Origin of the sequence: Cellulosimicrobium sp. TH-20 (genome assembly GCF_002105775.1) — a bacterium.
Taxonomy (GTDB): domain Bacteria; phylum Actinomycetota; class Actinomycetes; order Actinomycetales; family Cellulomonadaceae; genus Cellulosimicrobium; species Cellulosimicrobium funkei.
On the sequence record NZ_CP020857.1, the window covers coordinates 2,696,550 to 2,709,770 of the forward strand.

10 protein-coding genes are annotated in these 13,221 nt (G+C 78.6%); 2 read left to right on the forward strand and 8 right to left on the reverse strand.

Annotated elements, in window-relative coordinates; all coding sequences use genetic code 11:
* Nucleotides 1–23: 23 nt before the first annotated feature.
* Genes B8281_RS11895 through B8281_RS11930 form a run of 8 tightly spaced genes read right to left on the reverse strand, consistent with a single transcriptional unit; the run spans nucleotide 24 to nucleotide 10,801 of the window.
* Nucleotides 24–1,163: a glycosyltransferase family 9 protein gene (locus B8281_RS11895; protein ID WP_085387821.1), complete on the reverse strand. Its 1,140-nt coding sequence runs from the start codon at nucleotides 1,161–1,163 to the stop codon at nucleotides 24–26.
* Nucleotides 1,154–1,882 (reverse strand): SDR family oxidoreductase, encoded by a 729-nt coding sequence (locus tag B8281_RS11900; RefSeq protein ID WP_085387822.1) that lies wholly within the window; start codon nucleotides 1,880–1,882, stop codon nucleotides 1,154–1,156. Before B8281_RS11900 ends, B8281_RS11895 begins: the two co-directional genes overlap by 10 nt.
* Nucleotides 1,879–4,089: a PfkB family carbohydrate kinase gene (locus B8281_RS11905; RefSeq protein ID WP_085387823.1), complete on the reverse strand. Its 2,211-nt coding sequence runs from the start codon at nucleotides 4,087–4,089 to the stop codon at nucleotides 1,879–1,881. The genes B8281_RS11900 and B8281_RS11905 overlap by 4 nt, the downstream gene beginning before the upstream one ends.
* Nucleotides 4,086–5,360: a glycosyltransferase gene (locus B8281_RS11910; protein ID WP_085387824.1), complete on the reverse strand. Its 1,275-nt coding sequence runs from the start codon at nucleotides 5,358–5,360 to the stop codon at nucleotides 4,086–4,088. Before B8281_RS11910 ends, B8281_RS11905 begins: the two co-directional genes overlap by 4 nt.
* A complete protein-coding gene (locus B8281_RS11915) occupies nucleotides 5,357–6,376 on the reverse strand; it encodes a glycosyltransferase (RefSeq protein ID WP_085387825.1) in 1,020 nt (339 codons plus the stop codon). The genes B8281_RS11910 and B8281_RS11915 overlap by 4 nt, the downstream gene beginning before the upstream one ends.
* Nucleotides 6,373–7,449 (reverse strand): glycosyltransferase family 9 protein, encoded by a 1,077-nt coding sequence (locus B8281_RS11920; protein WP_085387826.1) that lies wholly within the window; start codon nucleotides 7,447–7,449, stop codon nucleotides 6,373–6,375. Before B8281_RS11920 ends, B8281_RS11915 begins: the two co-directional genes overlap by 4 nt.
* Nucleotides 7,446–9,128 (reverse strand): HAD-IIIA family hydrolase, encoded by a 1,683-nt coding sequence (locus tag B8281_RS20115; protein ID WP_369824889.1) that lies wholly within the window; start codon nucleotides 9,126–9,128, stop codon nucleotides 7,446–7,448. The genes B8281_RS11920 and B8281_RS20115 overlap by 4 nt, the downstream gene beginning before the upstream one ends.
* On the reverse strand, nucleotides 9,125–10,801 hold the full coding sequence (locus B8281_RS11930; RefSeq protein ID WP_085387828.1) for a carbamoyltransferase C-terminal domain-containing protein: 1,677 nt from the start codon (nucleotides 10,799–10,801) through the stop codon (nucleotides 9,125–9,127). The genes B8281_RS20115 and B8281_RS11930 overlap by 4 nt, the downstream gene beginning before the upstream one ends.
* A 186-nt stretch (nucleotides 10,802–10,987) precedes the next feature.
* On the opposite strand from B8281_RS11930, the gene B8281_RS11935 reads away from it, so the two are divergent.
* Both B8281_RS11935 and B8281_RS11940 read left to right on the forward strand, forming a co-directional pair.
* Nucleotides 10,988–12,424, forward strand: a complete 1,437-nt coding sequence (locus B8281_RS11935) for an aldehyde dehydrogenase (protein ID WP_085387829.1) — start codon at nucleotides 10,988–10,990, stop codon at nucleotides 12,422–12,424.
* A complete protein-coding gene (locus tag B8281_RS11940) occupies nucleotides 12,421–13,218 on the forward strand; it encodes an MBL fold metallo-hydrolase (protein WP_085387830.1) in 798 nt (265 codons plus the stop codon). The genes B8281_RS11935 and B8281_RS11940 overlap by 4 nt, the downstream gene beginning before the upstream one ends.
* Nucleotides 13,219–13,221: the final 3 nt, after the last annotated feature.

Genomic DNA, 13,221 nt, shown 5'->3' on the forward strand with positions numbered 1-13,221 from the left:
GCGGGGGTCGAGATCGGGGGAGGTCATGCCTCGACGCTCAGGGCCTCGTCGCCCGCACGCATCTCGGCGGGGTCCTGCGGCCCCGCGAGGAGCGACCGCGCGGCCGCGACGACCTCGGCGACGGTGATGCGGCCGAGCGCCGGGTCGAGGTCGGCGGCGTGCGGGTCACCCCGGTAGCCGCGCGCCGCGTCGTCGGGCGCGTGCGCCGGCCTCTGCTCCGTGTCGCCGTGCCAGAGCACCGCGTGCCGCTCCGGGTCCACGGCGGGGCCCCACGTGGCGGGCGGCGTCGGGCCGAACAGCACCACCGACGGGGTGCCGTACGCGGTCGCCAGGTGGGCCACGCCCGTGTCCCCGCAGACGACGAGCCGGGCCGTCGCGACGACGTCGGCGAGCGCGGGCAGGTCGAGCGTCCCGGCCGTGTCGGTCACGCTGCCGGTCCCGTCCGGCGCCCCCGCGGGGCCGCCGAGGGCGGCGTCCGCGTCGGCCACGACCCGCGCGCACAGGTCGCGCTCGTCGGGGCCGCCCGTGACGACGACGTCGTGACCGGCGGCCGCGAGGTCGCGCGCGACCGCGGCGAAGCGGTCCGCGGGCCAGCGGCGCGCGCCGGACGCCGCGCCGGGGTGCACGACGACGTGGCGCCCGCGCGACCCCGGCGGGTCGAGCCGCAGGTCCTCGCGCGAGCACGCGCCGCCCGCCGCGGTGACGAGCCGGCACCAGCGGTCGACCTCGTGCTCGTCCGGGTCCCAGTCCGGCCCGTCGACCCCCGCGTCGCCCGACGCGAACGCGACGACCCGCTCCGGGCCGGTGTCGAGCAGCACCCGGTGGCTCTCGGGGCCGCTGCCGTGCAGATTCACCGCCACGTGCCCGGGGTCCGCACCGGTGAGCGTCCGCGCCTCCTGCGCCCAGACGAGCGGCTCGAGGCCGCGGGTCGGCACGACGCCGTCGACCAGGCCGAGGTCGCGCAGCCAGCCGCCGACCTCGGCGGGTGCGGCGAGGAGCACGCGCCGGCCGGGCCACGCGCGCCGCACGCCCCGCAGCGCGGGCACGGCCGTCAGCGCGTCCCCGAGCCCGAGCGCGCGCAGCACGAGGACGGTCCCCTCGTCCTGCCCCGCGAGCCCCGGCAGGTCGGGCGCCAGCTCCGTCGCGCCCGCCGTCACGGCCACGACGTCTCGCCGGACGCCATGACGAGCATCTCGCGGATCTCGCAGCCCACCGGCTGGCGCAGCGCCGTCACGACGGCGGCCGCGGTCGCGCGCGGGTCGTTGAGGTCGGCGTCCGGCCCCGGCTTGTACTGCTCGGTGCGGCCGTCGAAGAATGCGGTGCGCATCCCGCCGGGCACGAGGCACGTGACGCCGACGCGGCCCGCGAGCTCCGCGGCGAGCGCCTGGGAGAACCCGCGCACCGCGAACTTCGACGCGCAGTAGGCGGTCGCGTCCGAGACGCCCTTGAGGCCGAGCGTCGACGCCACCGTGACGACCGTGCCGCGGCGCTCCTCGAGGAACGGCAGCGCGGCGCGCACGACGGCGACCGTGCCGAAGAGGTTGACACGCACGACGCGCTCCCACGTCTCGACGTCGATCTCGTCGAGGCGCCCGCACGCGTCGGTGCCGGCGGCCGTGACGACGGCGTCGGGCGGCCCGACCTCGAGCGCGAGCCGCTCGACCGCGGCGGCCGCGGCGGCGGAGTCGGACAGGTCGACGACCGCGTGCGGCACGCCGTCGGCGGGCGCGACCCGGTCCAGGACGACCGGCTTGCCGCCCGCCGCCGTCACCGCCTCGACGAGCGCGGCCCCCAGGCCGCTCGCGCCCCCGGTGACGTAGACGGTGCCGAGCTCGCGGGGCATGGGGACGTCGGTCCGCTGGGCGGACGTGGTGGTGGTCATGCGGTGGTCTCCTCCGTCAGGGTGGGGACCCCGGGCGCGAACCGCCCGGAGCGTTCGAGGATCGAGGTCGTGGAGCGGCCGTCGACGTAGGGCAGGACGACGACCCGGCCGCCGTGGCGCCGGACCGTCTCCGCCTCGGGGAGCGTCTCCTCCGTGTAGTCGCCGCCCTTCGCCCAGACGTCGGGGCGCAGGCGGTCGAGCGCGGCCCGCGGGTCGTCCTCGTCGAACACGACGACGGCGGCCACGCAGTCGAGCGCGGCGAGGACCCGGGCCCGGTCGGCCTGCCCGACGACGGGGCGCTGCGGCCCCTTGAGCCGTCGCACGGACGCGTCGCCGTTGAGCAGCACGACGAGGTGGTCGCCCAGGCGCGCGGCCGCCTCGAGCGTCGCGACGTGCCCGGCGTGCAGGATGTCGAAGCAGCCGCCCGTGGCGACGACGGTGCCGCCCGCGGCACGCAGCCGGGCGGCCACGGCCTCGGGCCCGTCGGGGTCCGACGGCGGGACGTCCTGCGTCGCGCCGGAGGGGGTCGGCGCGCCGGACGCGCGGTCCGGCGCGTGCTCCCGTGCCGCGCCCGGCGTGCGGTCGGCGGGGGAGTCGGCCCGGCGCCGGTAGCCCTCCGCGCCGCCCGCCGCGACCCAGGCCGAGGCCGAGGCGACGGCGGCGACGACCGCCGGGACGAGGCCCTCGCCCCGGGCGAGCGCGACCGCGACCGTCGAGGCGAAGCGGTCGCCCGCGCCGCACGGGTCGCCGTGCGCCACGGTCGCGGGCACGTACGCCGGCTCGCCGTCCGCGCGCGCGACGAACGCCCCGCGGTCGCCCGCCGTGACGCACACCGCCCCCACGTCCCACGCGGCCGCGAGCGACCGCGCGAGGCCCCCGGGGTCGTCGGGCGTCGCGTCCACGCCGAGCGCCTCCGCGGCGTCGAGCGCCTCCGCGAGGTTGGGCGTGACGAGCGCCGTCCCGGGGACCGGGGCGCCGCCGCGCGGGTGCGGGTCCCACACGAGCGTCCCGGTGCGGGCCGCGTGCGCGAGCGCGTCGCGGACCGGCCCGGCGTGGGTCGTCCCCGCGCCGTAGTCGGACACGAGCACGACGTCGGCGCCCGCGAGCGCCGCCCGCGCCGCGCGCTCCGGCAGGTCGCCGGGCCGGGCGGGGCCGCCGTCGTCGACGCGCACGACGGTCTGGCCGCCGGAGCGCACGCGGGTCTTGCGCCGCGTCGTGCCGACCTGCGGCAGCGCGACGACGTCGAGGTGCGGGCGCAGCAGGGCCCGCAGCTCGGTGCCCGCGTCGTCGTCGCCGAACGGCGCGACGAGGCGCACGCTCGCGCCGTCGGCCGCGAGGAGCGCGGTGAGCCCCGCGCCGCCCGGGCTGCGCCGGACGCCGAGCGTGTCGACGACGGGCACGGGACCGTCGGGGGAGAAGCGGGTCACCTGGCCGTCGACGTCGCGGTCGAGGAGCACGTCCCCGACGACGACGACCTGCGGTCCGGTCGCCGCGGAGGCCGGTACGGGTGCCGGGGCCGGTCGGTCGTCGGCCGACCCGGCGCCCGGGAGGTCTGCCGCGGCGCGCGCCTCGCGGTGGCGCACGTGCGCGTCGAGCGCGGCGCACAGCGCGTGCACGACGACGAGGTGCAGCTCCTGGACGGACGAGGTCGACGCGCCGCGCAGGGCGAGCACGTCGTCGCACGCGGCGGCGAGCGCGCAGTCCCGCGGGCCCGTGAGCGCCCACGTCGTGAGGCCGAGCTCGCGCGCCCGGCGGGCCGCGGCGACGACGTTCTCGCTCTCGCCGGAGGTCGACAGGAGCACGAGCACGTCGCCGGGGCGACCGTGCGCCGCGACCTGGCGCGCGTACATCTCGGCGATGCCGTAGTCGTTGACGATCGCCGTGAGGCTCGACGTCTCCGCGTGCAGGCTGATCGCGGACAGCGGGGTGCGCTCGCCGTCGAAGCGGCCCACGAGCTCGGCGGTGAGGTGCTGCGCTTCGGCGGCGCTGCCCCCGTTGCCCGCGACGAGCAGCCGCCCGCCCGCGAGCACGGTGTCGGCGAGCCGCGCGCCCCACGCGTCGATCCGGCCCGCCTCGGCGGTGAGCAGGTCGAGGCCGTCGTGCAGGTCGTCGGCGTGCGTGCGCAGCCAGCGGCGCGCGGCGTCGTGCGGGCCGTCGCCGGACCCGGCACCGGGCGTGTCGCCGGAGGGCGTCCGGGGCGCGGTCACGGTGCGCTCACCGCCCGCAGCGCGGTGCGCCCGGCCGCCACCGGCCGGGCTCGGCCGCGCTCGGCCCGGCGGGCCGTGGTGACGCGCTCGTACGACTCGGCGGTGCGCTCGGCGACCGTGACCCAGCCGTACAGGTGCTCGGCGCGCAGCCGCGCGGCCGAGCCGAGGCGTTCCGCGAACGCCGGGTCGTCGGCGAGCCGGCGCAGCGCGGCGGCGAGCGCCCCGGGGTCGCGCGGCGGGACGAGCAGGCCCGTGCGCCCGTCGACGACCGAGTCGAGCAGCCCGCCCACGGCGGCGCCCACGACGGGGCGCCCGCACGCGGCGGCCTCGAGCGGGACGATCCCGAAGGGCTCGTACCAGGGGTCGCACACGACGGCGTCGGCGGCGTGCATGAGGTCGCGCACGTCGTCCTGCGTCACGCTGCCCACGAACCGCACGCGGTCCGCGACGCCGGAGGCCACCGCGACGGCGCGCAGCCGCAGGACCTCCGGGTCGTCGTCGAGCGTGCCCGGCGCGGGGCCGCCCGCGACGACGAGCTCCGCGCCCGGCAGCGCGGCGAGCGCCTCGATGACGGTGTCGACGCCCTTGCGCTCGACGAGCCGGCCCACCGAGAGCAGGCGCAGGCGGCCGGGCTCGCGGTGCAGGTGCTCGGTGCGGTCCGGGTCGGGCAGGAAGCGGCCGAGGTCCACGCCGCACGGCACGACGTCGATGCGGTCGGGGTCGGCGCCGAGCGCGACGAGCTCGGCGACCTCGTCGGCGCACGTCGCGACGATCCGGTCGACCGCGCGGCACAGCAGGCGCTCGCGGGGCACGCGCTCGGCGGGGCTCGTGTCGTGCGCGCCCTGGTGGCGGCGCTTGACGGAGCCGAGCGCGTGGAAGGTCTGCACGAGCGGGACCCCGAGCGGGGGCGCGGACAGCAGGCCCGCGATCCCGGACATCCAGAAGTGGGCGTGGACGACGTCGGGCCGGGGCCCGGGCTCGATCCACCGCCGCAGGAGGTCGGCGCCGAACGCGTCCATGTGGGGCAGGAGGTCGTCCTTGGGCACGGGCACGGGCGGACCGGCGTCCACGTGCACGACCTCGACGCCGCGCGCGAGCGGGACGCGCTCCGGGAGGGACGCGTCGTCGCGGCGCGTGAACACCTCCACGCGGTGGCCCTGCGCGCCGAGCCGCGTGGCGAGCGACGCGACGTGCACGTTCTGCCCGCCGGCGTCGACGCCGCCCAGGGCGGCGAGGGGGCTGGCGTGCTCCGAGATCATCGCGATCTTCATGAGGTCACCTCCGTCAGGACCGTGTCCCAGCGCCGCAGGAACGCGACGTGGGAGTAGTGCTCGAGCACGTGGGCGCGGGCCGCCCGGCCGTGCTCGCGGGCGTCGTCGGGGTCGGCGAGCCAGCGCCGCGCGGTCGCGGCGAGCTCGTCGGGACGGGCGCTGAGGAGCCCCGCGGACGCGGGCACCGCGACCGGCGCCTCGGTGGTCGGCAGCGCGAGGACGGGCATCCCGAGCGCCATCGCCTCGAGCAGGGAGAGCCCGAGGCTCGTCCAGCGGTAGGGGTGCAGGTAGGCGCGCGACGTCGCGAGCCGCGCGTGCATCGCGGCCTGGGGGACGTCGTCGTGCAGGCCGTGCGGGAGGTCGTGCGGCAGGTCGTGCGACGCGGCGCCGGGCGCCGCGAGGTGCTCGGCGAGCTTGCCGACGCCCATGCCGTAGACGTCGAGCGGCACGTGCCGCCCCAGCGCGACGAGCACGTCGGTCCCGGCGACGCGCCAGCGCCGCACGGGCTCGTTGACGACGGCGCCGACGCTCGCCCGCTCCCCGGTGTACAGCGGGCCGGGGTCGGGGATGCCGTGGTCGGCGACGAGCGTGCGCGCGTCGCCGGTGTCCCACATGAGCGCGTTGAACGCCGTGACGTGCACGATCGGCACGAGGCCCTCCTCGACGACGTCGAGGTCGGCGAGCGGGTGCCGGGTCGCGGCCGCGTGGCCGGTCGGGGCGTTGTGCTCGACGTAGACGGCGGGCACGTCGCGGCCGGGCACGAGCCCGGTCCAGCGCCGCAGCAGCTCGACCTCCTCGGGGCGCTGGAGCACCACGACGTCGATCGCGCGGTCCGCCGCGAGGTCGGCGAGCTCGTCCGGCGCGACCTCGCGCGCCCCGGGCGGCCAGTCCCAGGTGCGCGCGCGGCCGCGGCCGTCGGGCCCGCGGTCGGGGACGACCGGGACCAGGTACTCGTGGCCGCCGGCGACGAACGACGTCGCCCACGACCCGTGCACGTGCCACACGAGGATCCTCATCGGGTCACCCCCACGGTCCGGAGCGGTGTCGCGCGGGGCGCGGGCGTCCCCACGACGTGCGGGACGACGAGCCGGTCGACGGCCGCGACGACGTCGTCCGGGTCGACGCCGAGGCACGGGTGGCCGGGCACCGGGCACACCCGGGCGCGCGTGCCGCGGCACGCGGCCTCCTGGTCGCCGAGCAGGACGGTCGGCACGCCCCACGGCGCCCAGCGCTCCGCGGGGACCACGGGGGCGAAGAGCGACACGACGGGCGTGCCCACCGCGGCGGCCAGGTGCGCGGGCCCCGTGTTGCCGACGACGACGCACCGGGCGCCCGCGAGCACCGCGGCCAGGCCCGCGAGGTCCGTGCGCCCCGACAGGTCCCGCGCGCGCCCGGCGGCGGCGTGCGCCGCGAGGTCCGTCTCGCCGGGGCCGCCCGTGACGACCACCTCGTGGCCCGCGCGCACCAGCGCCGCGACGAGGTCGCGCGCGTGGTCGGGCGCCGGGGCCCGGGCGGGGACGGACGCGCCGGGGTGCACGACGACGTAGGGCCCCGCGGGCACGAGCGACGACACGTCGGGCAGCGGCCCGCGCACGCGCAGCCGGTCGCCGTCGGGCGGCGCGCCGAACCCTGCGGCGCGGGCGAGGTCGAGCGCGGCCTCGACCTCGTGCAGGCCGTCCGCGCGGGTGTGCCGCACGTCCAGGAGCGAGCCCGGGTAGTCCTCGCTCACCGCGGCGACGCGCCCGACGCCCGCGACCTTGAGCACCATCGCCGCGGGCAGCGGGCTCTGGTGGAACGAGGTGAAGACGACCGCGGCGGCGTAGCGCCTCTCGGCGAGGGTCGCGACGAGGTCGAGCACGCTCGCGCGGTCGACGGGCGGGGGCCGGTAGCCGGACCACGGGGCGTCGAAGACGAGCACGTCGCGCACGTCCGGGAGCAGCTCTGCCGCCGCACGCCCGGCCGGGGCCGCCAGGACGTCCACCTGGCCGCCGTCGCGCGCGGCCGCGTGCGCCATCGCCCGGACCGCGGGACCCGTGAGCAGGACGTCGCCGTCGCTGTCGAGGCGCACGGCGAGCACGTCGGCGCTCATGCCGCACGCTCCTCGTCCGGCGCCGGCGCGGACGTGCCGGGAGCGGACGTGCCGGGAACCGACGCGCCGGGGGAGGACGCGGTGTCGTGCTCCCGGGGCGGGCCGGGCAGGCGGTCGTCGAGCGCGCGGACGGCCGCGGCGAGGTCCGGCACGACGCACGGGGCAGCGGCGACCTCCTCGGCGCGCGTCACGGGCGTCGGGACGAGGACCGGGGTCGCGCCCGCGGCGAGCGCGGCGCCCACGTCGGCGCCGATGTCGCCCACGACGGCGCACCGCCACGGCTCGACGCCGAGGTCGGCCGCCGCGGCGAGCACGAGGCCGGGACCGGGCTTGCGGCACGCGCACGCGTCGTCCGGCGCGTGCGGGCACACCTGCCACGTGTCGAACGGGCCGAGCAGCTCCTCGACGCGTGCGTTCACGGCGTCGACCTGTGCACGGGTGAGGAGCCCGCGCCCGACGCCGGACTGGTTGGACACCACGCCGAGCCGGACCCCGCGGGCGCGCAGGTCGTCGAGCACGGCGCGGGCGCCCTCGACGGGACGCACCGCCGCGGGGTCGCCGTTGTACGGGACGTCGTGCACGAGCGTGCCGTCGCGGTCGAGGAGCACGGCCGCGAGCGGCGGCGGCCACGGCTCGAGCCCGCGCCGGGCGGCGAGCGTGCCCGCGACGCGGTGCCGCACGGCGGCGAACGGGATGGCGGCGCTCGTCCACGCCATGCGCCGCAGCTCGGGCCCGAACGCGTCGTCGCCCGGCCGCGGCCCCGGCGCGAGGCGGCGCCCGAGGAACTGCGCGGTGAGGGCTGCCCACCCGATCGCGCCGAGCGCCGCGACGCGCGGGCGCCGCGCGACGAGCCCGCCGACGCCGACCGCGGCAGCCGCGACGGTCGCGACGTGCCACGCCAGACGGCCGCGGCCCGTCTCGGCCCGCTCGCGCCACCCCGGCCCGTGCAGGGCGCGGAACGTCGCGTCGTCGCGGGTCCCGGCCTGCACGCGCAGGCTCACCGCGTCGTCCGCGGGGCGCACGGGGTGCGTCGTCGTGCGCGTGCCGCGCACGAGCTCCCAGCCCGCCTCGCGCACGCGCAGCGCGAGGTCGGCGTCCTCGCGGTAGGCGCGGGGGAAGCGCTCGTCGAACCCGCCGACCTGCTCGAGCGCTTCGCGCCGGTACGCCATGTCGGCGGTCGCCCAGGCCGCGCGCTCGAGCCCGGCGGTCCCGCGCTCCCAGTCGGTCGGACGGCGGTGCGCGGGCAGCGGCACGTGCAGGCGGCCCTGCACGCCGCCGGTGCGGGGCGTCGCCGCCGCGAGGTCGTGCGCGAGGTGGCGCGCCCACCCGGCGGGGAGCTCGACGTCGTCGTCGAGGAGCACGACCCACGGCGCGGTCGTCGAGCGCCACCCGGCGTTGCGCGCGGCGGCCGGCCCTCGGCCCCCGGTGCGCACGACGCGCGCGCCGAGCGCACGGCCGGCGTCCCCGAGGTCGAGCGGGTCGGGCACCGGGTGGGTCGTGCCGGGTCGCGGCAGCCGGCGGTCGTCCGCGACGACGACCTCGGCCGGCCCCGGGGAGTCCGGGCCGTCGGCCTGGGCGACGAGGGTCTCCAGGAGCCGGTCGAGCGACGGGCGGCCGATGGAGGGCACGACGACGGCGTACGGCACCGGGGGAGCGGGGCGTCCCGCGGGCGCGCTCACGCCGTCGCCCCGGACGGAGCGGCGAACACGTCGGGCCGGCGCACGAGGTGCGGGCCGAGCACGAGCGCGTCCACCGGGGCCGACCCGAAGAGCTCGAGCGCGTCGCGCGGGTCGTCGACCATCGGGCGCCCCGCGGTGTTGAGGCTCGTGTTGACGACGACCGGCAGCCCGGTCAGCTCCTTGAACGCCCGGATCGTCGCCTGCAGGCGCGGGGTCGAGTCGTCGACGGTCTGGATGCGCGCGGTGCCGTCCACGTGCACGACGGCGGCGATCCGGTCGCGCCACGCGGGCGCCACCTCGTGCACGAACAGCATGTACGGGCTCGGGACGGGGCCGCCGGAGAAGATCTCCGCGGCGTCCTCGAGCAGGACCATCGGCGCCACGGGCCGGAACTGCTCGCGGCCCTTCACGTCGTTGAGCCGCTCAAGGTTCTCCACCGGTCCCGGGTGCGCGAGCAGGGAGCGGTGGCCCAGCGCGCGCGGTCCGAGCTCGGCGCGGCCGTCGAACCACGCCACGACGCCGTTGTCCGCGAGGATGCGCCCGACCTCGCCGGGCAGGTCGTCGGGCGTCGTGAACGGCACCTGCGCGGTGCGCAGCCACCGGGCGAGCGCCTCGTCGCCCCACGCCCGGCCGAGCGCCGCCGAGCCCATCGGCTCGACGGTGTCGCCCGCCTCCGCGGCGAGCTGGAGGGCGGCGCCCAGCGCCGTGCCCGAGTCGCCCGCCGCGGGCTGGACCCACACCTCCTCGAACGGCGACTCGCGCCAGACCCGCGAGTTCGCGACGCAGTTCAGCGCCGTGCCGCCCGCCATGGTCAGCACGCGGTCGCCCGTCTGCCCGTGGAGCCACGTGGCGAGGTCGACGAGCACCTCCTCGAGCCGCGCCTGCACCGACGCCGCGAGGTCGGCGTGCTCGGCCCGGCCGCCGTGCGCGGTGCCCCACGTGCCGTCGTCCGTGCGGCGCGGCGCCCAGCGCTCCCAGTCGGGCACCTCGGCGACGAAGCCGCCGTCGCCCGTCGCGTAGAGCACCTCGCGCAGGTCGTCGAGGAAGCGCGGCTCGCCGTACGACGCGAGCGCCATGACCTTGTACTCGTCGCTCGACCGCAGGAAGCCCAGGTGCTCGGTGAGCGACTCGTAGACCAGCCCCAGCGAGTGCGGCAGCTCCTGGCTCGCGAGCACCTCGAGGCGGCCGTGGTCGTAGCGGCCCGCGAGGTGCGACGAGCGCTCCCCGCGGCCGTCGAGCGACAGGACGCTCGCGACCGGGAACGGCGACGCCAGCGCGGCGGACGCCGCGTGCGCCACCTCGTGCGGCACGAACCGCACCGTCGAGGGGGACAGGCCCGGCAGGGCGGTGGCGAGGAACTGCGGCGCGCGCTCGGCGTACTGCACGCGCAGCCAGTCCCACGGGTCCGGCAGGCCCATCTCCTCGGCGGGCTTGGCCAGCGCCGGGTCGAACGAGTACGCGACGGCGTCCAGGTCCTGGGGGCGCAGCCCGCCCTCCTCGAGGCACCAGGCCATCGCCTTCTCGGGGAGCTCCCACGCCGCGAACGGCAGCGGTCGCTTGCCGTGCTTGCGCCGCGAGAAGCGCTCCTCCTCCGCGGCGGCGACCACCCGGCCGTCGACGACGAGGGCGGCGGACGGGTCGTGGAACAGGGCGTTGACTCCGAGGACGCGCATGGGCTGCGAGCCTTCCTCGTTCGGGTCAGGCTCGTGGTGCGCCTCGAGAAACCGGGGGCACTCCACCTGACGCGTGCGGGTCGGCTCTGCTGCAACCCGACTTCACCCTGACCCGGAGAAGCGGTTCTCGCACGCCGACGTCGCACCTATGGGTAGTTCTCTTCGTGTGATTCCCGGGAGGCCTGCATGACCACGACCACCGCACCCACCCCCCACCCCGACCCGACCACGCCGGCCGCGGGCGAGCGCCGGCTCGACCGGACCGACCCGGCCACGGGTCGGTCCGCCGCCCCGGTCCGCTGCGCGGGCGCCGACGAGGTCGACGCCGCCGTGCGCGCCGCCGCAGCCGCCTGGCCCGCGTGGCGCGCGACCCCGCCGGGGGACCGGGCCGGTGCCCTGCGCGCCGCCGCCCGCGCGGTGCGCGCCGCCGTCGACGAGCTCGGCGACCTCCTGTGCACGACGACCGGACGGCTGCGGGCCGAGGCGCGCGCGTCGGCCGAGGTCGCCGCCGACCTGCTCGACGAGGCGGCCGTGGCAGGCCTCGGCCGAGCGGGCAGGGTGCTCGCGGGCGACCCCGCCGCGCTGGACGTCGTGCGCCGCGAGCCACGCGGCGTCGTCGCGGTGATCACGCCGTGGAACGACCCCTACCCGGCGGCCGCCGGGCTGCTCGCCGCGGCGCTCGTCACGGGCAACACCGTGGTGCACAAGCCGTCCGAGCGCAGCGACGCCCCCGGCGTGCGCCTCGCCGAGATCGTGGCGGGCGCGCTCCCGCCGGACGTCCTGCGCGTCGTCAGCGGCGACGGCGGGACGGGCGCGGCCGTCGTCGCGCACGACGACGTCGCCCTGGTCGCGCACGTCGGCTCCACGGCCGCGGGCCGGCGCATCGCCGCCGCCGCCGGCGCGCGCGGGGCGAAGGTGCTGCTCGAGAACGGCGGCAAGGACCCGCTCGTCGTGGACGCGGGCGTCGACCCGGTGCTCGCCGCGCAGCAGATCGCGACCGGCGCGTTCACCAACGGCGGCCAGCTGTGCACCGCCGTCGAGCGGGCGTACGTCGTCGAGGAGGTCGCGGACGCGGTCGTCGCCGAGCTCGCGCGCCTCGCCGACGCGGTCGTGGTGGGCGACCCGGCCGACGACGCGACGACCATGGGACCGCTCGTCGACGACGCGCAGCTCGCCGTCGTCGAGGAGCACGTGGAGGGGGCGCTCGCGGCCGGTGCGGAGGTCGTGACCGGCGGTCGGCGGCTCGACCGGGCCGGGTCGTACTACGCGCCCACGGTGCTCGACCGGTGCCCGGACGACGTGGACCTGCTCACGACGGAGACGTTCGGCCCCGTGGCGCCGGTCGTGCGCGTCGCCGACTTCGACGAGGGCCTGCGTCGCGCGTCGGCGTCGGCGTACGGGCTCGCGGCGACCGTGCTCACGCCGTCGCTCGCCCACGCGCTGCGCGCGGCGGGCGTGCTCGACGTCGGCACGGTCAAGGTGAACGCGGTGTTCGGGGGCGCGCCGGGCGGGTCCGCCGACCCGCGGCGCGGCAGCGGCGGCGGGGCCGGGTACGGGCCGGACCTGCTCGACGAGATGACCGTGCGCAAGGCCGTCCACCTCGAAGCGCTGGGGGAGCCGTGAGCCGCCGCGCGAGCGCGACGCTCACGTTCGGCGGGACGGCGACGGCGCTCCTGCGGTTCGGGCGCTTCACCGTGCTCACCGACCCGAACTTCCTGCACCGCGGCCAGTGGGCCTACCTCGGCAAGGGCCTCGCGTCGCGGCGCCGCACGCAGCCCGCGCTCGGGCCGACGGGCCTCCCGCCGCTCGACGCGATCGTCCTGTCCCACCTGCACGGGGACCACTTCGACCGGGTCGCGCGGCGCGGCCTGACGCGGCAGGTGCCGCTCCTCACCACGCCGTCCGCGGCGCGGCGCCTGGCGCGGTACCACTTCGCGACGGTCGGCATGCCGACCGGCACGATCGAGACGTTCCGCTCGGGGAAGGAGACGCTCGACGTGGAGTCGGTCCCGGCGATCCACGCGCGCGGCGTCATGCGCTCGTTGCTGCCGGAGGTCATGGGCACCGTCTACACGCACCGCGTGGACGGCGACCGCCAGACCCAGGTCTACGTCACGGGCGACACGCTCACGGGCGACCACGTGGACGTCGTCGGGGACGCGTTCCCGCACCTGGACTCGGTGGTCGCGCACCTGGGCGGGACGCGCATCCTCGGCCGGACCGTGACCATGGACGACGTGCAGGGGGCGGACCTCGTGCGGCGCGTCGGCGTGCCGCTCGTCGTCCCGATCCACTACGACGACTACGGGGTGTTCCGCAGCCCGCTGCGCGACTTCCTCGCGCGGTCGCCGGAGCTTCCCGGGGTCGAGATCCGGCCCGTGGCGCGGGGCGCGACGGTCGACCTCCGGGTCGACTGACGG

Coding starts and splice junctions, on each gene's coding strand:
- B8281_RS11900 (WP_085387822.1), bottom strand. CDS start 1,882: ATGACCACCACCACGTCCGCCCAGCGGACCGACGTCCCCATGCCCCGC.
- B8281_RS11910 (WP_085387824.1), bottom strand. CDS start 5,360: ATGAAGATCGCGATGATCTCGGAGCACGCCAGCCCCCTCGCCGCCCTG.
- B8281_RS11915 (WP_085387825.1), bottom strand. CDS start 6,376: ATGAGGATCCTCGTGTGGCACGTGCACGGGTCGTGGGCGACGTCGTTC.
- B8281_RS11920 (WP_085387826.1), bottom strand. CDS start 7,449: ATGAGCGCCGACGTGCTCGCCGTGCGCCTCGACAGCGACGGCGACGTC.
- B8281_RS11930 (WP_085387828.1), bottom strand. CDS start 10,801: ATGCGCGTCCTCGGAGTCAACGCCCTGTTCCACGACCCGTCCGCCGCC.
- B8281_RS11935 (WP_085387829.1), top strand. CDS start 10,988: ATGACCACGACCACCGCACCCACCCCCCACCCCGACCCGACCACGCCG.